This window comes from Myxosarcina sp. GI1 (assembly GCF_000756305.1).
Taxonomy (GTDB): Bacteria; Cyanobacteriota; Cyanobacteriia; order Cyanobacteriales; family Xenococcaceae; genus Myxosarcina.
In genome coordinates this window covers 68,647-91,767 of sequence record NZ_JRFE01000022.1, presented here as the reverse complement: position 1 = coordinate 91,767, position 23,121 = coordinate 68,647, and the positions used below count along the sequence as shown (strand labels likewise).

Annotated in this window: 24 protein-coding genes and 1 pseudogene; 16 read left to right on the top strand and 9 right to left on the bottom strand. The window is 39.0% G+C overall.

Annotated features, from left to right (window positions below):
- Nucleotides 1-284 precede the first annotated feature (284 nt).
- From KV40_RS15840 to KV40_RS15825, 4 genes and pseudogenes are all read left to right on the top strand, one after another.
- Complete coding sequence (locus tag KV40_RS15840; RefSeq protein WP_036483452.1) at nucleotides 285-491, top strand: hypothetical protein; 207 nt, start codon at nucleotides 285-287, stop codon at nucleotides 489-491.
- Between the two features lie 655 nt (nucleotides 492-1,146).
- Complete coding sequence (locus KV40_RS15835; protein ID WP_036483450.1) at nucleotides 1,147-1,617, top strand: VOC family protein; 471 nt, start codon at nucleotides 1,147-1,149, stop codon at nucleotides 1,615-1,617.
- 1,139 nt (nucleotides 1,618-2,756) lie between these two features.
- Nucleotides 2,757-3,182: pseudogene (locus tag KV40_RS37330) on the top strand (M23 family metallopeptidase); the annotation flags it as partial.
- A 4-nt stretch (nucleotides 3,183-3,186) separates the two neighbouring features.
- Complete coding sequence (locus KV40_RS15825; protein WP_036483447.1) at nucleotides 3,187-3,747, top strand: sugar O-acetyltransferase; 561 nt, start codon at nucleotides 3,187-3,189, stop codon at nucleotides 3,745-3,747.
- Nucleotides 3,748-3,821: 74 nt separating this feature from the next.
- On the opposite strand, the gene KV40_RS15820 is transcribed toward KV40_RS15825, so the two are convergent.
- Nucleotides 3,822-4,889 (bottom strand): ABC transporter ATP-binding protein, encoded by a 1,068-nt coding sequence (locus KV40_RS15820; RefSeq protein WP_036483444.1) that lies wholly within the window; start codon nucleotides 4,887-4,889, stop codon nucleotides 3,822-3,824.
- A 74-nt stretch (nucleotides 4,890-4,963) separates the two neighbouring features.
- Between KV40_RS15820 and panB the strand changes: the two genes are divergently transcribed.
- On the top strand, nucleotides 4,964-5,749 hold the full coding sequence (panB, locus tag KV40_RS15815) for a 3-methyl-2-oxobutanoate hydroxymethyltransferase (protein WP_036483441.1): 786 nt from the start codon (nucleotides 4,964-4,966) through the stop codon (nucleotides 5,747-5,749).
- A 158-nt stretch (nucleotides 5,750-5,907) separates the two neighbouring features.
- On the opposite strand, the gene bioF is transcribed toward panB, so the two are convergent.
- From bioF to KV40_RS15800, 3 genes are all read right to left on the bottom strand, one after another.
- Nucleotides 5,908-7,053, bottom strand: coding sequence for an 8-amino-7-oxononanoate synthase (gene bioF / locus KV40_RS15810; protein WP_036483439.1), 1,146 nt, complete (start codon nucleotides 7,051-7,053; stop codon nucleotides 5,908-5,910).
- A 66-nt stretch (nucleotides 7,054-7,119) separates the two neighbouring features.
- On the bottom strand, nucleotides 7,120-7,923 hold the full coding sequence (locus KV40_RS15805) for a creatininase family protein (protein WP_036483436.1): 804 nt from the start codon (nucleotides 7,921-7,923) through the stop codon (nucleotides 7,120-7,122).
- Between the two features lie 157 nt (nucleotides 7,924-8,080).
- The gene (locus KV40_RS15800) at nucleotides 8,081-9,502 is read right to left on the bottom strand and encodes a YdiU family protein (protein ID WP_036483433.1); all 1,422 of its coding nucleotides are present in this window, start codon (nucleotides 9,500-9,502) and stop codon (nucleotides 8,081-8,083) included.
- A gap of 186 nt (nucleotides 9,503-9,688) precedes the next feature.
- Between KV40_RS15800 and infC the strand changes: the two genes are divergently transcribed.
- The 5 genes from infC (at nucleotide 9,689) to KV40_RS15775 (ending at nucleotide 14,099) form a co-directional block, all read left to right on the top strand.
- Nucleotides 9,689-10,237 (top strand): translation initiation factor IF-3, encoded by a 549-nt coding sequence (gene infC, locus KV40_RS15795; protein ID WP_052055680.1) that lies wholly within the window; start codon nucleotides 9,689-9,691, stop codon nucleotides 10,235-10,237.
- Between the two features lie 217 nt (nucleotides 10,238-10,454).
- Nucleotides 10,455-10,766 (top strand): hypothetical protein, encoded by a 312-nt coding sequence (locus tag KV40_RS15790; RefSeq protein WP_036483431.1) that lies wholly within the window; start codon nucleotides 10,455-10,457, stop codon nucleotides 10,764-10,766.
- A 166-nt stretch (nucleotides 10,767-10,932) separates the two neighbouring features.
- Complete coding sequence (locus tag KV40_RS15785) at nucleotides 10,933-11,673, top strand: cytochrome c biogenesis protein CcdA (protein WP_036483428.1); 741 nt, start codon at nucleotides 10,933-10,935, stop codon at nucleotides 11,671-11,673.
- A 94-nt stretch (nucleotides 11,674-11,767) separates the two neighbouring features.
- Nucleotides 11,768-13,138: a cytochrome c biogenesis protein gene (locus tag KV40_RS15780; protein WP_036483426.1), complete on the top strand. Its 1,371-nt coding sequence runs from the start codon at nucleotides 11,768-11,770 to the stop codon at nucleotides 13,136-13,138.
- Between the two features lie 121 nt (nucleotides 13,139-13,259).
- Nucleotides 13,260-14,099, top strand: coding sequence for an EI24 domain-containing protein (locus KV40_RS15775; RefSeq protein WP_216595625.1), 840 nt, complete (start codon nucleotides 13,260-13,262; stop codon nucleotides 14,097-14,099).
- A 166-nt stretch (nucleotides 14,100-14,265) separates the two neighbouring features.
- On the opposite strand, the gene KV40_RS15770 is transcribed toward KV40_RS15775, so the two are convergent.
- Nucleotides 14,266-14,382 (bottom strand): photosystem I reaction center subunit VIII, encoded by a 117-nt coding sequence (locus KV40_RS15770; protein ID WP_036483424.1) that lies wholly within the window; start codon nucleotides 14,380-14,382, stop codon nucleotides 14,266-14,268.
- 173 nt (nucleotides 14,383-14,555) lie between these two features.
- Between KV40_RS15770 and KV40_RS15765 the strand changes: the two genes are divergently transcribed.
- Together KV40_RS15765 and psb32 are read left to right on the top strand one after the other, a co-directional pair.
- Nucleotides 14,556-15,044 (top strand): photosystem I reaction center subunit XI, encoded by a 489-nt coding sequence (locus KV40_RS15765; RefSeq protein WP_036483422.1) that lies wholly within the window; start codon nucleotides 14,556-14,558, stop codon nucleotides 15,042-15,044.
- Between the two features lie 214 nt (nucleotides 15,045-15,258).
- Nucleotides 15,259-15,936, top strand: a complete 678-nt coding sequence (psb32, locus tag KV40_RS15760) for a photosystem II repair protein Psb32 (protein ID WP_172657297.1) — start codon at nucleotides 15,259-15,261, stop codon at nucleotides 15,934-15,936.
- Here the strand turns inward: psb32 and KV40_RS15755 are convergent.
- The 3 genes from KV40_RS15755 to KV40_RS15745 form a co-directional block, all read right to left on the bottom strand.
- Nucleotides 15,933-16,325 (bottom strand): DUF4346 domain-containing protein, encoded by a 393-nt coding sequence (locus tag KV40_RS15755; protein ID WP_036483420.1) that lies wholly within the window; start codon nucleotides 16,323-16,325, stop codon nucleotides 15,933-15,935. The genes psb32 and KV40_RS15755 overlap by 4 nt on opposite strands.
- Before the next feature lie 130 nt (nucleotides 16,326-16,455).
- Entirely contained in the window at nucleotides 16,456-16,644 is a 189-nt protein-coding gene (locus KV40_RS15750) for a CPXCG motif-containing cysteine-rich protein (protein WP_036483417.1), read from the bottom strand.
- Between the two features lie 161 nt (nucleotides 16,645-16,805).
- On the bottom strand, nucleotides 16,806-17,519 hold the full coding sequence (locus KV40_RS15745; protein ID WP_036483415.1) for a hypothetical protein: 714 nt from the start codon (nucleotides 17,517-17,519) through the stop codon (nucleotides 16,806-16,808).
- Nucleotides 17,520-17,666: 147 nt separating this feature from the next.
- Between KV40_RS15745 and KV40_RS15740 the strand changes: the two genes are divergently transcribed.
- The 4 genes from KV40_RS15740 (at nucleotide 17,667) to KV40_RS15725 (ending at nucleotide 21,100) form a co-directional block, all read left to right on the top strand.
- The gene (locus tag KV40_RS15740) at nucleotides 17,667-17,846 is read left to right on the top strand and encodes a hypothetical protein (RefSeq protein WP_036483848.1); all 180 of its coding nucleotides are present in this window, start codon (nucleotides 17,667-17,669) and stop codon (nucleotides 17,844-17,846) included.
- Nucleotides 17,847-17,942: 96 nt separating this feature from the next.
- Nucleotides 17,943-18,749 (top strand): SDR family oxidoreductase, encoded by an 807-nt coding sequence (locus KV40_RS15735; protein WP_036483412.1) that lies wholly within the window; start codon nucleotides 17,943-17,945, stop codon nucleotides 18,747-18,749.
- A 165-nt stretch (nucleotides 18,750-18,914) separates the two neighbouring features.
- On the top strand, nucleotides 18,915-19,898 hold the full coding sequence (locus KV40_RS15730) for an aldo/keto reductase (RefSeq protein ID WP_036483409.1): 984 nt from the start codon (nucleotides 18,915-18,917) through the stop codon (nucleotides 19,896-19,898).
- Nucleotides 19,899-20,005: 107 nt separating this feature from the next.
- Complete coding sequence (locus KV40_RS15725) at nucleotides 20,006-21,100, top strand: hypothetical protein (protein ID WP_036483406.1); 1,095 nt, start codon at nucleotides 20,006-20,008, stop codon at nucleotides 21,098-21,100.
- Nucleotides 21,101-21,209: 109 nt separating this feature from the next.
- Here the strand turns inward: KV40_RS15725 and KV40_RS15720 are convergent, their stop codons facing one another.
- Nucleotides 21,210-22,742, bottom strand: coding sequence for a hypothetical protein (locus KV40_RS15720; RefSeq protein WP_036483403.1), 1,533 nt, complete (start codon nucleotides 22,740-22,742; stop codon nucleotides 21,210-21,212).
- Nucleotides 22,743-23,121: the final 379 nt, after the last annotated feature.

The window sequence follows — 23,121 nt, the reverse complement described above, 5'->3', positions numbered from 1 at the left end:
TTTAGTATTAAAATTTTGTATACTTTTGGCTCAAACCGTTTACAAAACATTTTTCGAGCCAAATTTAACACTGCAATGTAGTTTTGCTAGAGCGAACTTTCATGTTTTTGTTTTAAAATAAAAAAGATAATTTATTAGCTTTTGCTTTCAAAGAAAGTAGTTAATAATACTTGGTAAGCGTAGTTTTATAACCTCGTATAAAAAATACTGTTTAGATTACGTTGTTGACAAGTTAAGCTACACAAGCTGACTTTAAAAAAAAATAGTACAGTTGAGAAATAATAATGCTTAAAGATGACAAGGTACTTCAATTAAAAGAAATTTTACTTAATGGTTCAATAAAAAGCAATTTGGGCTTTGAAGAAGCAGACATTTTACCTTTGTTTGATAAATATTTATGTAAAAAGAAAATAGCATTGAATTTGTTGAGTTTGTTTAGATATATTGCAACTCTACCAATTAAAATATTTTTTATGGATAAAAAAGGTTAGTTTCTAATTAAGCTTGACTCTAATTTTATTGAAGAGCTATAGCGCTTCTATTTCATTATTTAGATATTAAAGAAATAAAAACATTTGTATTAATAGTCGCTTGCTTTGCGATCGCTGCGTTATAAATTTATGAACCTCAACCTAATTTTTTCTTAATCTTAAAATCATTAATTAATAAATTTTGTAACCTTTGATAGATAATCTACAGCAGTAAGTCGTAAATCTGATTGTGTGTGTCCTTTGTTAAAATATTATTTGAGAAAGCGTGAATCTCCTAAAGAATCCAAGCGATATTTAGTGCCGTGACGTGAAGATAGCACCAGTTAAAACCAGGAGGAACTTTTTTGCGTCTTTGAGGATTTTGTAAATATTAGAAAGTTGTTTATTATCTCGTATCGCTAGCATTAAGAAGCCTAAATATTTGCCGCTATTGTCTTTAAATAAATCGGATACACAAGCGATAGAAACATAATTGCGACTTTACATTGGATCTGCTTGTGGGTTAGCCAGCATCACCTTGAGTTTTTTGATTCTGGCTAGTGTGGGAGTGTCTTTGCATAAGTCATAGTCAATTAAAAGTTAATGATGTCAAGTCAAATTTTCTGGTAATTCTTGAGTAGACTGGCAATAAGAGCTAGAAAAATTTTTGATATCTATGAGCATTAGTACTAACTTACAGCCAATGGGTATTACTGCGGGGTCTTTACGCAGAGTACATCACATTGCCTTAAACGTAAAAGACATGGAAGCTTCGCGACATTTTTATGGCAATATTTTAGGACTTCACGAACTTAAGGGTGATGAAGTACCAGAAACCTTAATTGAGTTAGTTGCAGCTGGTAAAGTTACCAATTTTGCTACCCCAGATGGCACAATTCTCGATTTGTTTTGGGAACCAGATTTATTACCGCCAGATCCCAATCCAGAAAGGGGATTTACTCGCGCCAATCATTTAGCTTTTGATATCGATCCGCGCAGCTTCGATCGCGCTGTAGAAATCCTCAAACAAAATCAGGTAAATATAGCTGGTGATATAGTAAGCCGCCCTACTGGTAAAGGATTTTATCTCTACGATCCCGATGGTTTTATAGTTGAAATTCGCTGCGATCCCTTACCTGAATCTTAATTAAGTTAAATTTTTTAGTTGACTGTGAAGCGATCGCTTCTGCTATGTTCGAGAAAAAGTTTGGCGGCTACTTGTGTAAATTGACATTTCGAGATAATCTTTCGTAGAAAATAATATTTTCTGGCTAGCTTTAGATACAAAATAGACAAATCTATCTCCACAAGAACAAAAAATCCTTTTAGCCAGGTAAGATAATGATTTTGTCTGTTTATCTAATTTTGGTCAAATAAACTATAGTGCGATCGCTATTATCCAAGCTATCGGCAAGACTAGCCTAAGATGCTGGGATGATTTATCCCACAAAAAATCTTTTGTACCCAGCTTTAATGAGGGTTTTAGGCGATATTTCGTCGCCTGAGAAACTCACCTCACGGGTTCGGGTTTGGGAGCTTAAAGCGATTTGATTTATCCAACCCATTAAGTTGCCTGCTACTACATACAGACGCAGATTACCAAAAGTCTCACAGACACATCAAATAATGCAGAATTATTTTCTTTTTTCGCACCTATTTGCCTGGAATTCTTACCAAGACAATCGAGCTTCCGCATCCAAAACCGTTAACTCTGCTATTCATAAACTCAAGCGAGCTTTAGTCTTATTCCTGTTAGGCTTGACGTTTTTTTGTAGTATTAGTATTTTAATTTTTAATCGGCATCAGCCAGTTGCAGCCACAGAAGTTCCAGTCGAACATCAATCTGAAGCTGTTACTAATATAGCGACTGGCGATTACGCTCCGCGATGGGGCTTACAAGCAGAGGGGTCGCCTGCCGAGGCTTCCTCGGCAGTTTATGAACCCCGTCCTGAAGTGAATTCAGGTGACAGCCCCTCCACTGGCAAAGCCAATCGCTGGCAGATACTCGATTATGATTTACCCTCGAATCCTCAAACTGCAATTACCGCTCAAATACCAGTTTCTAATTCGAGCGCGACACCGATCGACAAAATTCCCAAACATCTTAATAACTTTAAAACAGAAGAAACTTTAAGTGAAAACAAAACATTGTCTAGAGAGCATAGACTAGTTAACACTGCAACTAGAGAAACCCCATCGTTCGGTGAGGCAACTTCTTCTAAGTTTGTCGATATAGAAAATAGAAAGCCGCAATCTCCAACTTCGTTAGCCAAACAACTTGCCATCGAACTTCCTCCCTTGTCTTCTCCAGAAAAATATCTTCCCGAGACATTTGATGGCTATATTTGGCCCGCACGAGGAAGTTTTACTTCTGGCTATGGCTGGCGCTGGGGAAGACTGCATCAGGGAATTGATATTGCTGCACCCGTTGGCACGCCAGTTATGGCAGCAGCAGCAGGCACGGTGATTGAAGCCGAATGGAGTTCGGGCGGTTATGGTAACTTAATTAAAATACAACACTCTGACGGTAGTATTACTGTGTATGCTCACAATAATCAAATTTTGGTTAGTGTCGGTCAGCAGGTCGAACAGAATCAACAAATAGCCGAAATGGGTAACACGGGTAACAGCACTGGTTCTCATCTGCACTTTGAAATACATCCCAGCGGCGATTTGGCAGTCGATCCGATGATCTTTTTGAGCAATAGATAAATAGATGAAAGGGAAAACCGAGCGAGAAAAAATGCTCGATGGCGAGTTGTATTTAGCTAAAGATGATGAGCTAGTTCAAATGCACCTTGCTGCCCTGAGACTACTTCATACTTTTAATAATTCTCATCCCGATAAATTAGATAAACGCTCGGAAATTATTTCTCGTTTATTAGGCAGTATTGGTTTGAATGCCGAGATTAATCCTCCATTTTATTGTGATTATGGCTGTCATATTTTTGCTGGTGATAATTTGTACGTTAACAGCGATTGTGTAATTCTCGACTGCAATACAGTATATCTGGGAGACAATGTTTTACTGGCACCAAAGGTGCAAATTTATACGGCATATCATCCTATAGAACCCGAATTGAGGTTAACTAATAAAGAATTGGCAAAACCCGTCATAATTGGCAACAATGTCTGGTTTGGTGGGGGTGCGATTGTTTGTCCTGGAGTATCAATAGGCTCGAACGTAACTATCGGTGCTGGTAGCGTAGTTACCAAAAATATTCCCGATAATGTTGTTGCTGTTGGTAATCCCTGTCGCATTATTAAAGAGATTTAATAGGGGTTCTTTAAGGCAGATGTACTTTGTTTCTAACTTAAATTAACAAGAGAACATCTGCCTTCTGCCTTCATTTAATCTCGATTGCAGCGGTCGCCCGTTTCGAGATCGAACCAGTGAATTTTTTGACTCGGTAATGTTAAGTGAATACGATCTTCATCCCATTGGCGATCGCTCGGTAGCAAGACTCTCAGGGTAATATCTGGTTCGACGCGGACGCTAATTAACTTTTCTTTGCCTAATTGCTCGACTAAAAAGACTTTACCCGCAATCGAGTTGCTGTCTTCTGGTGTAGCCAAATAAATATCTTCAGGACGAATACCGAGCAACATTTGTGGTGGATTGATAGCTAGATGTGGCAGAGGAAGTTTATAGTTACCTAAAAATGCCGTATTGCTCTCGCATTTTACCGTTAGTAAATTCATTTGCGGACTGCCAACAAAACTAGCCACAAATTCGTTAGCAGGATGGGAATAAATGCGACTGGGGCGATCGAGTTGTTGAATCGAACCCCTACTTAACACGGCGACTTTGGTAGACAGGGTCATCGCTTCGGTTTGATCGTGGGTAACATAAACTACGGGTTTGTTTTGTTCTTTAAATAACTGTTTCATCTGCGCTCTTACCTGTTCTCTTAGTAAGGCATCTAAGTTACTCAAAGGTTCGTCTAACAAAAATACATCGGGATCGCGGACTAAAGCTCTGGCTAAAGCTACCCGTTGACGTTGTCCCCCAGACATTTGACCTGGTTTGCGGTCTAAAATACTGTTTAGCTCTAGTTGATTGGCAGCGTCGGTAACTCGTCGATTAATCTCTTCCTGGGGCAGTTTTCGCAGTCTGAGGGAGGTGCTAATGTTTTCTGCTGCTGTCATATGGGGATATAGAGCGTAACTTTGAAACACCATTGCCATGTTGCGATCGCCTGGAGGAACGCGGTTGATATTTTTCCCGCTGATAATAACTCTACCTTTGGTTGGTGTTTCCAAACCCGCAATCAAGCGTAACAAGGTCGATTTACCGCATCCCGAAGGACCTAACAAAGTCAAAAATTCCCCATCATCAACCGTTAGAGAAATATCTTTAACGGGAATAACGTCGGGACGATATTGTTTTTGCAGATTTTGTAATTCTAAACTTGCCATCAGTTAAAAATCGATTAATATAGACCAACTTCTACAATAAAAAGGTAGCCGAAAAGGTAGAAAGTGCGATCGCAATGGCAGTAACGATACAACAATTAACAAAGTGGAAACAGCAACATAGATCGATTGTGTGTTTGACTGCATGGGATTATAGTCTGGCACGAGTTTTAGATAAAGCAGGAGTAGACTTGATTTTAGTCGGTGACTCTCTAGCAATGGTAGGCTTGGGTCATGCCAATACCTTACCCGTGACTTTAGATGAAATGATCCATCATGCTAAAGCAGTGTGTCGGGGAGTCGAACGAGCTTTGGTAGTTTGCGACTTGCCTTTTATGAGCTATCAAGCTAGTATTTCGCAAGCTATTAAGGCGGCAGGGAAAGTTTTAAAAGAAGCAGGTGTCTCGGCGGTAAAACTTGAAGGCGGACATCCTCGTATTATCGATACTGTAGCCGAGTTAACCGCAATTGGCATTCCTGTTATGGGTCATGTCGGTTTGACTCCTCAATCAGTACGTATCCTTGGTTACAAACAGCAGGGCAAAACCGAAGTCGCAGCTAATAAAATTATCGATGAAGCGATCGCTTTAGAGCAAGCTGGCGCATTTGCGATTATCCTCGAACACATTCCTGGCGAACTAGCAGCCACCATTACTTCCAAGTTAGCAATTCCGACTATCGGTATTGGTGCGGGCAATCAATGTGACGGTCAGGTTTTAGTAACCGCTGACTTGTTAGGTTTATCTGCCAGTCAACCGCCTTTTGCCAAAGCCTATGTCGATCTGACTAAAATTATTACCGATGCCGTTGGCGATTTTAGCCGCGAAGTGCGCGATCGCACCTTTCCCTCAGAAAGTCGATAATTGGTCTATTCGCTATGGTCGGTCTTACTTTAATTAGTTAATTCTAGAAGTAGTAGCCCGTTTATTCCAATTTGCCAGGTAAGTTAAATTTGTTCGAGCACCAAAATAGCATTTGTGGAAATTGCCAACAACTAGAAAAAATTTGTCTACGCTACTCACTAATTCCAAACCTCTACTAATTTTTGCAGGTGTTCTGGTTGGTGGGTTGCCATTAAAGAAAAACGTATGCGACTAGTGGGAACAGTAGGAGGACGAATTGCAGGGGCAAATATTCCCGCTTCCTGTAAAGTATGCGATCGCTCTAAAGCTGCTTGAGGTGAAGCTAAACCCAGACAAATAATTGGTGATTCTGAAGAAAATAAATCGGCTTGGGGTAAATGTCGCTGTAAATATTGACGATGACTTATTAGAGTTTCGCGTCTTTCTGGTTCTTGTTTGACAATAGCGATGGCTGCCAGGGCTGCTGCAGTATCGGCAGGAGAAAGTCCTGTAGTGTAAATCCAGCTTGGGGCGCGATTGCGTAGAAAATCAATGAGATTGGCACTACCAGCTACATAACCGCCCAAACTACCTAAAGCTTTACTAAGGGTGCCTACTTGAATTAATTCTGCACCAGTAAGGTTAAAGTGTTCGACACAACCCGCACCAGTTTTACCTAAAACACCAGTAGCGTGGGCTTCGTCGATTAATAACATACACTCAAACTCTTGCGCGATCGCGCTTAATTCTGACAAAGGGCATAAATCTCCATCCATACTAAAAACGCTATCTGTAGTAATCAAACAACGTCGATATAGAGAACGTTTGATTGTTAGTTTGTGGCGTAAATCGTTTAGATCGCAATGATTGTAGTTAATTAAAGTAGCACCACTTAGTTTGCCACCTGCTTTTAAACTGGAGTGATTGTAGACATCACCTAAGATCAAATCTCTGCTGCCAACCAAAGCTGCGATGGTACCTATATTTGCCAAATAACCAGAACTAAAAACTAAGGCGGCTTCAGTTTGTTTTAATTGAGCGATCGCTCGTTCCAACTGTTGGTGTAACTCGCGGTGTCCACTTAGCAAACGCGAACCAGTACTACCAGTACCATAATCTTGCGTGGCTTCTATAGCAGCTTGAATTAATCTTTTGTCTCCTGCCAAACCTAAATAGTCATTACTGGCAAAGTTAATAACTTTTCGTCCTTCTAGATTAATTACTGCCCCAGGACGACCTTTAATTGTTTTTACCGAACGATACCAGTTTGCATGATGAATAGTTGCTAGAGCTTTTTCTAACCAACTATAGGGACTTTTAGCCATATATCAGCACAAAGATTTTAGATTAGAGCGGTATTTTTATTTATTAATTTTGTGTAAAATACATTTTTAACACTTCGGTTGTTGAAAGCGATAAATATCTTCAATAACTTTTACCCAACCATCGGCAACTGATTCTAAAATGCGATCGCCCTTTTCTTTAGTAGCGGCTTTAGCATCACCCATAACGCCACTCTTACTCAATTCTTTAGTCAACCAAGCAAAGGGTAGTTTACCTTCCATACTCAACAAACTATCTTTTGGCAATCCTTGAGGATATTCGGTTACGGCGCGATCCATTTTTACCTGTTCTGGTAACAAAGACAGCATAATGCTGGTTTCGGCATCTCCTGCATGAATGCCTAACTCTTTTTCTTGAGTCGACAGAAACTCTCCAGCTACATGAGGTACTTTCCAAGTAAATAAGGGAAATACGGCGAAATCTTGCTTTTCTTGGTGAATATCTCTGGCAGCTATTTCCATAATCTGTGGTTGTCCGCCATGAGAATTCATTAAAACCAGTTTGCGAAATCCCGCTTGATAGATACTATCTGCCACTTCTTTAATTACTGATAACAAAGTAGCGGCACTTAGAGTAATCGTGCCTGGAAACTGCCAGTGTTCGTTAGATTTTCCATAGTAAAGACATGGTAAGGCATAGGCAGGAATATTGTTATTTAGTTTACTCAAAGCTTTACCCAATACCCCTACGCTAATGGCAGCATCAACGGCTATGGGTAAATGAAATCCGTGTTGTTCGATCGCACCAACTGGCTGAACGATTACCACATTCTCCTTGTCTGGCATCTCTGCAATTTCATTCCAGGTTAAATAGGAAAAGTATCGTTCTGGCGGAATAAAACCGTGCATCATGGTGGAATAATTATTTCAAAGTTCTACGAATACAGCTGTTAGTCTATCAGATGAACCGTATCTAAATTTAGTGTCAAAGTCTTTATAAGACCGAATTTAAAAGGATATAAGCGAACAAAATCTTGTCTTAATTATAGTGTTCGTAATTTTCTATTCTCTATTTTTTATTCTTAATTTTCAACAACAGATCGTAAAAAGGTTGCCAATCATTCGCTGCGATAATTGGTTGCCATACCGATTCTATTACAGGACGTAGTAAAGCTGTCTGTGGATTGAATTTTTTCAGGCGATCGCCAACTGATTCCATCTCCTCTACGGCTAATTTGTTCAAACAAAGATGATATGTACTGCACCAGCGTTCGCTAACTTGTTTACTAAATTCAGTCTTTTCTAAAATTAGCTGACTTTCTTGCCGCCAATCATAATTAAAACCACTTGCTAGTTCGGCAAAAAACGCATGATAGCCAATATCTGTATCGCTTAGTAGTTTAATAGTCTGAGTAAGTAATTCTTCAGCCAGAGAAACGGGTAACTCTGCAAAACCCAATTTTTGCAACATCAATTTTTGATACTCCGACTGATAACTATCTTCAAACTGTGCCAAACCTGCTTCTAAATCCGATTGAGAAATTATTGCCTTCAAAGGTATTTGCAGCATTTCTAAATTGTGCTTGCAAATTAGCGGTTGATTGCCATAGCTGTAGAGTCTACCATAGTCAAAATATGCGGCTGTAAACTGCGGATCGTAGGTAGGAATAAAAGCGTAAGGACCATAATCGAAACTTTCTCCTGTTATCGACATATTATCTGTGTTCAATACGCCATGACAAAAACCTGCTGCCATCCACTGTGCGACCAACCGTCCCGTTCTTTCTACCAATTCGGCATAAAATTTACTGTATTTTTCTTCGGTGTCTGCCAAATGAGAATAATAAATTTTGATAACGCTATCTAATAACTTTTCAATCAAATCCGAACGCTGAATATAATGCAGTCTCTCAAACGTGCCAAACCGAATATGCGATCGACTCAATCTAACCATTACCGAAGAACGAGTTGGAGAAGGTTCGTCACCACGCCATAAAGATTCTCCCGTTTCAATCATGCTCAAACAGCGAGAAGTTTTAACTCCTAACTGAAACAAAGCCTCGGCTGCTAATATTTCTCTAACTCCACCTTTTAGAGTTAATCTGCCATCAGCAGTACGAGAATAGGGCGTTCTTCCCGAACCCTTAGTTCCCAAGTCATAAAGCTTGCCGTCTGTACCTCTTACCTGTCCGTATAAAAAACCCCTGCCATCACCAAGATAGGGATTATATTGTCCAAACTGATAGCCATGATATCTTAAGGCTAAAAACGGACGCATTCCTTGAAACTTACCAAATGCTTCAATGAAATCAGCATCGCTAACTGTTTGAGAATTTAATCCTATTAAAGGCAACAAAGAATCATTACGAAACCGCAAAATATGCTGGGGAAATTCGGCTGCTGGTACTAAATCGTAGTAATCATCTCCCAAAGTTTCGATCGCCAATTCATAATCGAGATTTAAAATTGGATTAGAATTATTTTTAATCATATAACTCTTAATTTAATAGTAAAAATAGCTAAATCTCGTCAGATAGGCGATCGCCTTTAATTTTTGGCTAGCGATCGAGCAAACTAAGTTTGACCGTCAGACTACCTATTCATACTTTAGAAATATAGCGTAGTTTAAAAAACAATGATAAGATCGATATTAAGTAGTAATTAGATAGGAAATCTTTTGAGAAGACCGAGAAGAAAAAAAATTATCAAGCCATTCCAAAAATCTGAAAAATATAAAGTAAACAATAAAATTAATGCCGAGCGCGTCAGGATAATAGACAGCGAAGGCGAACAGATTGGTATCCAACCGCTATCAGATGCCTTAACGCTAGCAGAAGAAAGCAAGTTGGATTTGGTAGAAATAGCACCGAAAGCTTCTCCGCCAGTATGTAAGCTGATTGACTACGGCAAGTTTAAGTATCGTCAACAAAAGAAACAGGCAGAAGCGAAAAAGAATTCGGCGGAAAATACTCTCAAAGAATTAAAATTAAGATACTGCACCGATACGGGAGATCTCGATACCAAACTGCGTCATGCACGCAAATTTCTCTCTAAAGGAAGCAAAGTTAAATTCTCTATGAGATTTAGAGGTAGAGAAAAAGCGTTTGTTCATAAAGGCAAAGAAAAGCTAGAAAATATAGTCGAACGGCTTTCTGATGTTGCCGATGTAGACGAACTAAATTCTAGAAGTAGAAGTCTAATGTATCTTACTCTAGCACCTAACTAATTTTATTTTGTATAGTTTGCTAGATTGAGTATTTTTCAAAAATTAATATCAAAGGTTTTGTAATTTTTACAAAACCTTTTCTTTTTGTCTTAACATCTAAAGCTAAAGTTTTTTTGATATAGCAAAACCCCAAGTGAAATCAGTCTCAAGATATATTTTGCTAAAAATATCTCGATCTAATATTGAAATATAAAATGTCATAAATTTAAACAAGACGATGAAAAATAATCATCTACTAGTAGCTTTAAGCACTGTAGGACTTACTTTAACTTGTGGAACGGCTTTTGCTAATGAAGATAATATTCCTTTAAATGACCAAGTTCGTTTTATTGGAGAATTAGAGTCAAGAAGTTCGGATAATTGGAATTTTAATACTAACGAAAGTACTTTTGGAGAAGAAGCTTATTTGCTTCAAATGTCACAACCCGATGTAAGATTGATCGAGCAAGATCGTTCGAGATGGGGTAACGATGGTGATGGACGCAATTACTCTATTTTGGTAGATGTTTATAATAGTGACGAAGAATAAATTTTTTGTTTTTTGATAATTTCGGTACTAGCTAACAAATTTCACCAACAAAAACTGTAGAATTACGTTAAACAGGTTAAGACCTCGATCGGTCTTGGTAGATAAAAGGCAGGAAGTAATAATTTTACGTTAAGGTTCTAATATTCTCTGGTACTGTTATATTTTAATGTTAGAATTTATACAAACGCAATTATTTTGGTTAGAAAGATATGCCGATCGCCTGGTTTCTACTCAACTAACCCATCTCAGCATCGTTAGTTTGGGAATTATTTTTGTAGCAGGATTGTTAACTAGTCTTACCCCCTGTATGTTGTCGATGCTGCCGATTACGGTTGGCTATATTGGGGGTTATGAGTCTCAGGGAAGATTGCAGGCTGCGGCACAGTCAATGTGGTTTGCTTTTGGTTTGGCAACAACGCTAGCAGCGTTAGGTATCGTTGCTACTTCTGTAGGTAAGGTTTACGGACAGATAGGTATTGGACTGCCAATATTTGTAAGCTTGGTGGCGATCGCCATGGGACTTAATTTACTAGAAATTTTGCCTTTGCGTTTTCCTTCATTAGGTGCAACCGACTGGATTGGCGAAGATTTACCTAGCGGAGTGCGTTCTTATTTAATCGGTTTAACTTTTGGCTTAATTGCTTCTCCATGTAGTACGCCAGTTTTAGCAACTTTACTCGCCTGGGTAGCTGCAACTCAAGATTTAGTAGTTGGTGCGGGTTTACTAGTTGCTTATGCTATTGGCTATGTTGCCCCCTTAGTTTTAGCAGGAACTTTTACGGCTTCGATTAAAAAACTCTTAGAACTGCGCCGTTGGTCTAGCTGGATAAATCCCGTAAGTGGTGCTTTATTGTTAGGTTTTGGTATATTTTCTTTGTTAACTCGCGTTAGTAGCGCGATCGCTTAACAATGAGCAATGAACAATGAGCAGTGTTAAATGCTAAATGCTAAATGTCTTTTTTCTAAAGCCTAAATTACTTTCTACTTTCTACTTTTTATAAATGTCGGATTCTAATTCTCTGTCACCCCGTTCTCTGTTTCGCCGTTTTGTTGGCATAATTGCCGATTTGCGTTTGGCGATTGTCATGCTGCTGGTAATTGCCGTATTGAGTATTGCAGGTACGGTTATCGAACAGGGAGAATCTCTAACTTTCTATCAGCAAAACTATCCCGAATCCCCTGCTTTATATGGCTTTTTAACGTGGAAAGTCATTTTAGCCTGGGGTTTAAATCATGTTTATAGTACCTGGTGGTATTTATCTTTACTGGTTCTATTTGGCACTAGCCTAACCGCCTGTACTTTTACTCGTCAGTTGCCAGCCCTAAAAGCTGCCCGTAAATGGAAGCACTATCAACAATCCCGTCAGTTTGAAAAATTAGCTTTGAGTACGGAGTTAGATTCTGGTTCCCTTAAAACTCTTGCACCTTTATTAGAACAAAAAAACTACAAAGTTTTTCAGCAAGATAATGCTATTTACGCTCGTAAAGGTATTATCGGACGTATTGGACCGATTATCGTTCATGCAGGGATGTTAATCGTTCTCGCTGGAGGAGTTTGGGGCATATTTACGGGGTTTTTCGCCCAAGAGATGATTCCTAGCGGTAAGTTTTTTCAGGTGAGAAATATTATCGAAGCAGGACCGTTAGCCACCGCGCAAATTCCTACCGACTGGGGAGTAAAAGTAAATCGCTTTTGGATTGACTATACAGAAGATGGCGCGATCGATCAATTTTATTCCGATCTTTCGGTAATAAGCGACTGCGGTGAAGAATTAAAACGCCAGACAATTTATGTCAATCAACCCTTACGCTACGACGGGGTTACTTTCTATCAAACCAATTGGGCGATCGCGGCAGTTAGAGTTCGACTCAACAACAGCCCCATTTTTCAGTTACCGATGGCTAAATTAGAAACATTAGGCGGCGGTAACATCTGGGGAACCTGGTTGCCCATCAAACCCGATCTCAGTAAAGGGGTTTCGTTGTTGGCACAAGACTTACAGGGTACTGTTTTAGTCTACGATCGCTCTGGAAAATTAATTAATGCAGTCCGTATTGGTCAGAGTATTGTTGTCGATGACATTAATCTCCAGCTAATCGACGTAATTGGCAGTACGGGTTTACAAATTAAAGCCGATCCTGGCGTTCCCATCGTTTATAGCGGCTTTGCCCTGTTGATGTTGGGTGTCGTAATGAGCTATTTTTCCCACTCGCAAATTTGGGCGTTAGAAACGGAAGATAATTTTTATTTTGGTGGTAAAACCAATCGCGCTCAGGTCACTTTTGAAAGAGAAATTATTGGTATTATCGAACAGTTAGAAGAATCATCCGTTAGCGAATCAGTTACAGAACCAAGCAAATCGACAGTTTGATTAATTGTGTCATCTTTCTCGTACTGAAGTAGTGGAGATTCCGTGGCTAGAAAGGCAAGCGAAATTGTTCGTAATTTCTATTTACTACACGAGGTCATGGTGGTTTGAGTTTAAAAATGCTATGGGAAAAATTATCAGGAAAATTTTAGGTGGCTTTGGTACTCTATCGGGGGCGAGTTATCCTTTAAGAGCATTGTTGACTTTTAAAAGGCATCCCCGTCTATGGAAATTTATTGCCGTCCCAATTTTGGTTAATTTTGTTGTGGCGATCGCGCTGTATGGAGGCTTACTTTTTTTTGGTTGGCAAATTGTTAACGGGCTAGAAATGGATTTGGCTTTATGGCTCGATAGAATAACTACTAATTTACCGCAATGGTTGTCTTTTTTGGAATATGCCATTACAGGATTGTTCTTTGTACTGCGCTTTATTTTAATAATAATTTTATTGGTAGCTACGGGATTTGTTCTCACCCAATTTGGAGTTTTGCTTGGCGCACCTTGGTACGGTCAACTATCAGAACAGTTAGAAAAAATTCGCACTGGTAAAGTAGAAATTATTGAAATTAATATCGTCAGCGATTTAGGCAGAGCAATTTTATACGAACTAAAAAAATTAGTTTTAATAGCCATAGTAGGTATCCCTTTACTTGTATCGGGTTTATTTCCAGGTGTGGGAACCGTTATTTCTACTGTTGGCTCTTTTATCTTAACCGTTACTATTGTTAGTCTCGATTTTCTCGATTCTCCTCTCGAAAGAAGGAGACTGCGCTTTCGTCACAAACTGTCAATTGTCGGGCGTAGTTTACCCGCTAGTGCGACGTTTGGTGTAGTTTGTCTGGGCTTGATAAGTATTCCCTTAGTAAATCTAGTAACTATTCCTTTGTGTGTCGCTTCGGGAACTTTATTTGTCTGCGATCGCATCTTACCAAGATTACCCAGGCATTATTTTCTCAAAAGTTGAAAGGTTAATAGTTGACAACAACTAAAACCCAAAAAAAGGCTCTACCAATTGGGCAGAGCAATATTAAAGGGACACCATCGTTAACAGACCATGCCTGTGCTAACCGCATTTCGCAGGCACAAGCAAAATAGGCTATTTATCGCGCAAAAAAAGATATTTGCTAAATTTAAGCCTCATTTTCGATGTATATGAATAAAAGAGCCATAGCAACCCCAGCACCCACCAAGCCGACTAAAGGAACCATTGCTACGGGAAGCCAAGCTGCTGCATAATCGCCAATCATATTTTTTTTTCCTATTTTGTATTAAAACGTTGACAACTTGGATATTACTGCGAACATAGGTATGATTTGGCTAGTTATAAAGATTCTTAACAAAAATAGGGCTTAAACCAAGTTAAAGTGGTGCTATTTCAAGGATTTGTAAAATATTATTATCTAAGGAGAAATCAAATTTTATGGACGAATATACTTCAATTCAACCTGCTGCTGGAGATCCTCAAAGAGGAAATCTAGCAACCCCTTTAAATTCATCCGATTTTAGCAAGACTTTTATTGGCAACCTTCCTGCTTACCGTTCGGGATTATCTCCATTTCGTCGGGGTTTAGAAGTTGGATTGGCTCACGGATATTTTATCTACGGTCCTTTTTTAGTATTGGGTCCCCTACGGGATACGGCGAGTGCTGACATTGCTGCTTTCTTGTCTTCCCTGGGTTTGATAACAATTCTGACTTTATGTCTATCTTTGTATGCTAACGCCATGGGCGGAGAACCAGTTGCTACAGTAACTACTCCCGAAATTCCTGAAGGTTTAAAAACTAAAGAAGGCTGGAGTGAATTTGCCAGTGGCTTCTTCGTTGGTGGCGTAGGTGGAGCGTTCTTTGCCTATTTCTTGTTATCTACGGCATATATTGGGAATATTCAAGAACTAATTCCTGGTCTTTAATAGATTTTTGGTATTAAGTACCACAAAAACAACAGTTCTTTAATCTCAATTTTGAAAATAGATTTCAGCCCAGAGGTATCTCTGGGCTTTATTATTTAATTAATACAATTTACATCAGACTTTTTTGGTTGCAGATTACTCTGTAGTCAAGCGCAGTTTACAATTTTCAAAACGAAACCATATCTAGCGTAGTTAATCAAACTAACTTTACATTATGCTTAAACGCCTTATTCCTCCAATATTATTGCTTGTATTTGCCGTTTTTTCTCTGGCAATGCCAGTATTCGCTACTGGAATTTCCGATCTACCCAATCCCAATACTGAAGATGTTTGGGTCGTAGATACAGCCGATGAAATTAGCTTTTCTAATGAAAGCAAATTAACCAGTACCTTTAAAAAATTAGCTAAAGAGACTGGTCAAGAAGTCAGGATGGTAGCTATTCGTCGCTTGGATTATGGAGAGACAATCGATAGTTTGGCTGACAAACTATTTACTACTTGGTACGATAAATCGGAAAGAGCCAATCAAACTCTACTAGTTTTAGATACCCTAACTAATAACGCAGCCATTCGTACTGGCGAGAAAGCTAAAAAGTTAGTCAATGAAGAAATAGCTAAAAGCTTAGTCAATGACACTGTAGGCTACGATCTTAGAACGGGTAATAAATACAATCAGGCTTTTCTCGACTCCAGCGATCGCTTAGTAGCAGTGTTATCAGGACAAGAAGATCCAGGACCGCCAGAAATAGTTGATAACGTTCAGGTTGAAGGTACGTTTACCAAAGCCGAAGATACCAAGCAAGGTATTTCGGCAGCTTGGATTATTGGCTTTCTAGTTTTAGCAACCATAATTCCTATGGCTACTTATTTCTGGTACGTTAGCGGCACTTAGTCTTGAATGTATTCTTCGTTGTTAATTAACGCATACTCAGCCCTGGCAAACTCCCGACCCAAATATGCCGCATGATCCAACATGGTAATAGGACAGGGTTGAGGTTCTTCTATAACCTTGACGCACAATTCTTTAGCGGTTCTGCCTACATAAAGTTTGGTTGCCTGACGTTCGATTTTTTTCCCTCTAGCGGCAATCACTTTACCCGTTTCGGGGTCTACTGCCAAACCTTTGTCATTAATAATGTTGGTATAGTGTTTGGCGCAGATTAATCCCGCTTGGCGGTCTAAATAAATAATATAATATCCTCCTGGGTCTAGCGCGATCGCCCGTTTAGAAAGTTTATCATCTATAGCTTTAAGTTCTTGAGTATCAATAGTAGTCGGCATCAAAATCTAACAGTTTATAAATACATCAATACTTATGATAGTAGGTTGGAGTATTCAATAATTGATAATTAAGAATGGATAATGAATAATTGTCGATTATCAATTGTTCATCGATCGATTACTTAGACCGTTATTGTTCGTAGTCGCTGTCTATTTCTACCTCAAGAGTATCTTCATCGACACGCACGTACAGAACGTTGGGACGACAACAAACCTGACAGTCTTCGGTATATGTTTGCTGTATTCCCCCACTAATATCGACAAAGGTAGTATTGGGTTCGCCACAAAAAGCGCAAATATATTCAGATGTGGTTTGCATTAGTAAGTTTTGGGTAAATTGATTTAACTCTATTCATACTATTGACAGAAAAGAATTTCTGATAAAATACTTTTTTTAGTTCTCAATACCGATAGCGATTCAGTTGCAAACACCAATATTTTTAATCGAAATATTAATTAGATGCTTGTTAACATTAGCACTTATACTTCTTTGACATTACTGCTTAATTCTTCACTATCGGCAGAGCAATATTGTTGAATTGCCAGACAACATTCTTCCACAGAAGCTCTAGCTTTCATTGCCTCTACTAAAGCTTGATAAGATTTTTGATGTCTTTCTAACAAATTAGTAGCCTGTAACCTCGCCCAGCGTTCTTTTTGTGGATAGGCTTTTTTTTGCAAACCTGCTAGAGTTAAGGCTTTTCGTAATTGAGCGCGATCCTCAGCACCGCCTTTAGCGTCACCGTGTTGCATTTTTTCTGCGGCAATTCCTGCCATCCATACCGTACAACAGCGATCTAGAGTCAAACGCATCTGTTCTAAATCGAATGGCTTATCTGTCAGAGCTTCCGTATCGAACTCTACACCGCCATTACCCAAGCGACCTTGTTTGATTACTTCCCAAGCTGTTAGGGTATAGCCAGTAATGGGAATACCCAAAAAATAAGCGGTTAAAAAATGACCCGCTTCGTGTTCGATAATTCGTTGGCGTTGTTCTTTGGTGGCAAATAAATCGAGCAACAAACTAACTCCCCGACTATCGCAGGTTAGAGTGTCTACCGTTGCTAAACCCAATATTCCAAAGGTAGCGGCAGCAGGTATGTAGGGAGATATATCGAATAAAGGACCTAGTAAAGTAAACATGGTCATGGTAAAAATCCCGATCGCGATTAAATTTAAAGCGGTTTGTGGCATTTTATTTGTCCCGTTCAGCTATAAGTAATTATTAAGAAGTGTAAATTAAATTAATTAGATTGTAGCTAAAGGTAAGGGCGATTCGCGAATCACCCTTACCTGAATTTTCTTGATGAGATGCTCGTACAAATATATATAGAAGTTTTTATGTCCCAAGCAAAATTAAAACCCTGCGAATTATGTCAAAATCTTAGCGATATACGCTATCGCATTCAGTATCGAGAAGAAGCCGACTGGGTGTTAGTTTGTCCTCAGTGCTGGCAACAAGTAAGCAAAGATAATCCTTATTATCGCTATGGGGGAACTTGGAAAGCTCGTAAAAAATAATGAGAGGTGAAGTGGAAGACGATTAACTTTCGGTAAGTTTATGAGTCAAAATTAAGTTATATAGATAACAATTTTCCGATCTAATTCTTATAAAATATGACTCCTACAGTTTTGATTACGGGCGCATCTCAAGGTATTGGTAAATCTACCGCATTGCTATTTGCTCGTCGTGGTTACAATACAGTTATTGCCTCACGTACTGCCAGCGAACTCAATGCAGTTGCTAAAGAGATTGAAAGTTTGGGCGGTGAAGTATTAGCTATTCCTACAGATACACGCGATCGCGCCGCCGTAGAAACTCTCGTTGCTAAAGGTATAGAACGCTTCGGTCAGATCGATGTTTTGATTAACAATGCAGGTATATGCATGAGTGCGAGTATGGCACAAACCAGTATTGAAGATTGGGAAAAAATTATTAACACCAATCTTTGGGGCTATATTTACGCAATTAAAGCCGTATTGCCCCAAATGCTGGAGAGAAAACAGGGCAGCATTATCAATGTCGGTTCTTTTGGTGGTAAAGTACCTATGCCAAATATGACTGCTTACTGTACTAGCAAACATGCGATCGTTGGCTTAACCGAAACGATGCGAATCGAACTAGAACCACAAGGCATTCATGTTAGCGGCGTACATCCTAGCGTTACTAAAACTGATTTTTTAGAAAGAGCCGTTTTTAGAGATAAAGATCCTCAAAAAGAAAAACAGCGCCGCCAAGATATGGAAAAATTTATTGAAAGTCCCCTTGCTAGCGAGTCAGAAGATGTCGCCAAAGCAATTTGGAAAGCAGTTAAACACTCTCATGGTTCGATAGTTGTCGGTTCGGCTAAGTTTCCTGCTTTCTTCCATCGATTGTTTCCCAGCATGAGCAAAACTATATTGCAAGTGGCTACAAATTTGTGATTAATAAACTTATCGTGCGCCTGCCTAGTTTTGTATGAGATGTTAATAGTTAATGGTTAGTTGAGCAGTCGATCGCGTAACTAATAAAATACTAAATTTTGTTTTTGGCATTAAAGCGACTAGTTTTAACGATAACCAAAAACTAGCGACAAATCTGAGAGCTTTATGAACGAGAATTCAAACAAAATTCATCTTCCCGTAATGGGTTGCGGTACCTGGGCTTGGGGTAATCGCCTACTCTGGAATTACGATAAAAGCATGGATGAGGAGCTACAGGGCGTATTCGATCGCTGCGTCAGTAACGGGGTGACATTGTTCGATACTGGAGATTCTTACGGTACTGGCAGACTAAGCGGACGTAGTGAAGAACTATTAGGTAAATTTGCCAATGAATATAGCGGAGCAAATCGAGATAAAATTTGTCTGGCAACCAAACTCGCTCCCTATCCCTGGAGATTGACTGCTGGTTCGGCAGTTTCAGCAGCAGAAGCTTCGGCAAAACGTATGGGACGAAACATAGATTTAGTGCAAATGCACTGGTCTACAGCCAATTATTTTCCCTGGCAAGAATGGTGGTTTTTAGATGGACTGGCAGATCTATACGAACGAGGACTAGTTGAGGGAGTCGGTTTGTCTAATTATGGTCCTAAAAGACTGAAAGAAATACACCAAAAATTTAGCGATCGCGGCGTTCCCATTACTACTTTACAGGTTCAATACTCCTTGCTTTCTACCAAACCCGTTACCGAACTAGGAGTTAAAGAAGTTTGCGATGAGTTGGGAATTAAACTTATTGCCTACAGTCCTCTATGTTTGGGAATTCTTACGGGTAAATATACAGATAAAAGCACTTATCCCAAAGGACTCAGAGGTTTGTTGTTTAGAAGATTGGTTCCCCAGGCGCGATCGCTATTAAACTGCCTACAGGCGATCGCCGAATCTCGTCAGAAAACCATGTCCCAAGTAGCAATTAACTGGTGTATTGCCAAAGATACAATTCCCATTCCAGGAGCCAAAAACGCCAAACAAGCCCAAGATAACATTGATGCTAAAGATTGGTTGTTAGACAGTGGGGAAGTAGCAGAATTAGACCGCGCTGCGGCTGGTGTAGACAAACCGATGATTCAAAATATCTTTCAAACTCAATAAAAACACAAGCTGCAAGCTGTACGGGTACTATTGCCAATTCAAATACTTTTTTTCGATTTGGTTATGCTAGTTTCTAGTTGCACTCGCCCTTTTTTTCATAACTACAGATGCCATTTAAACTCAATAGTTGGAATCATTGGAATCAACTTCTAGTAAGTCTATCTATTTTAGTTTTTTTGCCTTTACAGTTTCCCCAAGTTTTGCGGAATTACGAACTAATTACTAGCGCAGATCCTGAAGCGATCGCTACTTTAGCGGTAATTCCTGCTATGGGTTATGCTTCGGGAATGCTCGGCAATTTGCTGTTAATGAACTTCTTAGCCGAACAAAAAGAGTTTTGGGGAACCACGGTGCAGGCTGTAGGCATGGTAACTTCAGGAATCGTTCTAACTCAGCTTTTTAGCGTCGGTTTAGTTTCCACATTTTTTTTTATACCTTTTGTAGCGACACTAGCATTAGGTTTAATTTTCAATTACTCAAACTTTTTTTTGAGCAAACAGCCGCTTTGGTCGGAGCGTATCTGGACTACTGGTCGTCTCTGTATGCGGTTAATTGGCATCGCTTTGCTGCCAGTTTTTGCCGTTTTACAATTACACGATGCTTTATTTCCCACATTACCGCAGTGGCCTGGTGCATTAGGTATTGCCTTACTTGCCAGTTTTTTAGTTCTGACCTTAATTCGCCAACAGGCAGAAACTTTTCCTCAATTTTTTGCCGAGAAAAATCAATGGCGACGACGAGTACTCAATCGCAGCGAATGGCTTGATGCCTGGATGAGAAGAGGTTGGCAGGGTTTAGCTGGCTGGACGGCAAATCTGTTATTTATGTTTAGTCCTTTAGCTCAACTAATAAATAGCATTATTCATCCCGACAGCTTGGGCGCACTCTCTCTTACTACTCAGTTTCTCTGTGTCGGCGGTAATTTACTCATGCTTTCTCGTTCGGGAACATTACTTATAGCAGGAAAAGATCGGATTTGGTGCTTTAGCAGTCTTTGGGACACGGCAATGCGAACTGGAATCTTTTTCTGCGTGATGTATTTTCATCTCATTACACCTACTATATTTTTTATCTATTCTTGTTTGGTTGTCGGATATCTGGGATTTATTTACATCATGGCGAAGCGAGAATACGAGAAGGCTTCTCTCATGAGAACTTTTGAGTTTTTACTTCTGGGACGAAGCGATCGAGTTCGAGCCTGACGGGAAACATTAAACATTGAACATCGAACAATAATTATTAAGCAGTTGAAAACGACAAATGCTCAATGTCGTTTCCCTATAGCCCAAAATATCTTTCTACTTCCTACTTTCATAAAGTTTTGCTACGATTTGACAGTTGTTGAGTGATGCTGCTGATTTTTTGACGCAGATTACTCCATAGGTTTTTTAGCCATTCTGGAGTTTTTAACTTTGAATTTGAGGGTGTTTCTGTCGGCAACAAATCTTCGGTAGAATCAGCTTCAATAATTTTTACTGTTTCTGTCTTAGGAAGTTCGATCTCAGCTATTGGTTTTTCTGTTTCTAAATTTTCTTCGGTTTCAATTATTTTAATAGAGGTAGTTTTATTATTTATCTCTGGTTGGGATGAATTTTCTACCTTTTCAGTTTCGCTTATTTCTACCGTTTCGGTTGGAGATACTTTAATTTCGGCTGTAGTCTCTGTTTCTGAATTGTTTTCTATTTTTATTATTTCAACGTTGCTGGCTTTTGGTTCGATTTTAATTGGCTCGGCTTGCTTTGAAGTTTCTATAGTTGTCGGTTCTGATTCTTCAAACCGCTCGGCTTCTTTCGGCTGCGTTGCTTTAGGTACAATTATTGGCTGTTCTTCAATAATTTTAATTTCTCTGTCTTTGTCTTCGTCGGGTTTGATAATTACTGGTGTTTCTACTGGTTGAGTTTTAATTTTACTTTTTGGCTCGATTATCGAACTCGCTTCGGTTGTTGATATCTGTCCCGTTACTAATCTAGCCAGCGCGTCTTGGGCTTTTGGCTCGTAAGTTACTAACCTAACCGTATTATTAAAAGCATTTTCTAAATTATTACCTTCTTCGTCGAGTAGTTCGATCTGTACCCAGTTGTTACCTCGTTCAAATCCTGTTAGATATATTGGTTGCCATTCTTCTAAAATAAAACTTTCACCGTTAATAGTTACTCGAATACGCCAGTCTTTAATATCGTCGTCGGGATTTTCTCTAGCGATAAGATGTAGTGGAGCATTAGTTAGATAAAAATCCAGTAAAATAGGCTCTGCGCCATATGTGCCTTCAGGGCTGTTATAGGTTAATAAAGGAAGATCCGAGCGAGGATTATTGTTGTTAGTTTTTGTTAAAATGTGGAAAGTTGTTTGAGCATAAGCTTCGTCGTTTTTGTAACTTTCATTCCAGGGAAGAACGGCAAACGCTCTTAAGGTATGAGTACCTGGAGCCAAATTTTCTAAAATTATTGGTTCTTCTAGATCGTATATTTGCTGCGCGGGGCGATCGTCTAAAATTAAATTTAGATGGGGTCCCAAACCTAGCTGCTTATCACGATATAATAATAAATTTTCTATTTCTAGCTCTACTTTGACATTAGAATCGTTCAAAATGCGATCGTTTTGAGGAGCGTTAAATTTAACTTGAGGCGTGCGATCGCTTTTTCTGGCTAAATCTAGAACTGTCGTTGGAGGAGCTACTTCAGAAAGCTTACCTGCCCGATTATTAAAAGCTACGGGATTTACGACTGGTATAGTCGGAGAAGACTCAATTCTATCTTTCCCAATTAAGTCGCTTCTTAATTTTCCACAACTAATTAGACTCCAGCCCAAACAAATTAATAATAAAAATATCTTAATAGTTTTCATTGAGGTCGCTCTATAATTTAAAGCCTAATTTTATGGTGTAGGTTCTAATTAATAAACTACATTAAGATGCTTGATTATTTTTACAACTTTTGTTTATTGCTTTTTATTAAGAAACTTTATTTTATATTGATTTTAAAATAAAGTTCGCTATGGCGCAAAGCTAAGTGCATCAATAATTAGCTCGTTATAAAGTTTTATTAAGTATTACCAGATTTGACGATATATCGGTCTTATCATCTATAGTTAATGCCTGTAGCTTTATTAACAACAAAGTACGCAGGTTGAATTTAGCTAAGTTATTTAAAACAGCGATTGCTAATCGCTTGTTTCTCATAAAAAGAAAACCTATTATCAAAATAGGAAAAATTTAAAGTCTATT

Excerpts from the sequence above, each read along its gene's own strand:
- KV40_RS15765 (WP_036483422.1), top strand. The coding sequence starts at position 14,556 with ATGGACGAATATACTTCAATTCAACCTGCTGCTGGAGATCCTCAAAGA.
- KV40_RS15725 (WP_036483406.1), top strand. The coding sequence starts at position 20,006 with ATGCCATTTAAACTCAATAGTTGGAATCATTGGAATCAACTTCTAGTA.
- KV40_RS15720 (WP_036483403.1), bottom strand. The coding sequence starts at position 22,742 with ATGAAAACTATTAAGATATTTTTATTATTAATTTGTTTGGGCTGGAGT.
- KV40_RS15770 (WP_036483424.1), bottom strand. The coding sequence starts at position 14,382 with ATGATTGGCGATTATGCAGCAGCTTGGCTTCCCGTAGCAATGGTTCCT.
- KV40_RS15780 (WP_036483426.1), top strand. The coding sequence starts at position 11,768 with ATGTCGGATTCTAATTCTCTGTCACCCCGTTCTCTGTTTCGCCGTTTT.
- KV40_RS15840 (WP_036483452.1), top strand. The coding sequence starts at position 285 with ATGCTTAAAGATGACAAGGTACTTCAATTAAAAGAAATTTTACTTAAT.
- KV40_RS15835 (WP_036483450.1), top strand. The coding sequence starts at position 1,147 with ATGAGCATTAGTACTAACTTACAGCCAATGGGTATTACTGCGGGGTCT.
- KV40_RS15800 (WP_036483433.1), bottom strand. The coding sequence starts at position 9,502 with ATGATTAAAAATAATTCTAATCCAATTTTAAATCTCGATTATGAATTG.
- bioF (WP_036483439.1), bottom strand. The coding sequence starts at position 7,053 with ATGGCTAAAAGTCCCTATAGTTGGTTAGAAAAAGCTCTAGCAACTATT.
- KV40_RS15825 (WP_036483447.1), top strand. The coding sequence starts at position 3,187 with ATGAAAGGGAAAACCGAGCGAGAAAAAATGCTCGATGGCGAGTTGTAT.
- panB (WP_036483441.1), top strand. The coding sequence starts at position 4,964 with ATGGCAGTAACGATACAACAATTAACAAAGTGGAAACAGCAACATAGA.
- KV40_RS15755 (WP_036483420.1), bottom strand. The coding sequence starts at position 16,325 with ATGCCGACTACTATTGATACTCAAGAACTTAAAGCTATAGATGATAAA.
- psb32 (WP_172657297.1), top strand. The coding sequence starts at position 15,259 with ATGCTTAAACGCCTTATTCCTCCAATATTATTGCTTGTATTTGCCGTT.
- KV40_RS15750 (WP_036483417.1), bottom strand. The coding sequence starts at position 16,644 with ATGCAAACCACATCTGAATATATTTGCGCTTTTTGTGGCGAACCCAAT.
- KV40_RS15785 (WP_036483428.1), top strand. The coding sequence starts at position 10,933 with ATGTTAGAATTTATACAAACGCAATTATTTTGGTTAGAAAGATATGCC.
- KV40_RS15790 (WP_036483431.1), top strand. The coding sequence starts at position 10,455 with ATGAAAAATAATCATCTACTAGTAGCTTTAAGCACTGTAGGACTTACT.
- KV40_RS15735 (WP_036483412.1), top strand. The coding sequence starts at position 17,943 with ATGACTCCTACAGTTTTGATTACGGGCGCATCTCAAGGTATTGGTAAA.
- KV40_RS15775 (WP_216595625.1), top strand. The coding sequence starts at position 13,260 with ATGGGAAAAATTATCAGGAAAATTTTAGGTGGCTTTGGTACTCTATCG.
- KV40_RS15820 (WP_036483444.1), bottom strand. The coding sequence starts at position 4,889 with ATGGCAAGTTTAGAATTACAAAATCTGCAAAAACAATATCGTCCCGAC.
- KV40_RS15730 (WP_036483409.1), top strand. The coding sequence starts at position 18,915 with ATGAACGAGAATTCAAACAAAATTCATCTTCCCGTAATGGGTTGCGGT.
- KV40_RS15745 (WP_036483415.1), bottom strand. The coding sequence starts at position 17,519 with ATGCCACAAACCGCTTTAAATTTAATCGCGATCGGGATTTTTACCATG.
- KV40_RS15805 (WP_036483436.1), bottom strand. The coding sequence starts at position 7,923 with ATGATGCACGGTTTTATTCCGCCAGAACGATACTTTTCCTATTTAACC.
- KV40_RS15740 (WP_036483848.1), top strand. The coding sequence starts at position 17,667 with ATGTCCCAAGCAAAATTAAAACCCTGCGAATTATGTCAAAATCTTAGC.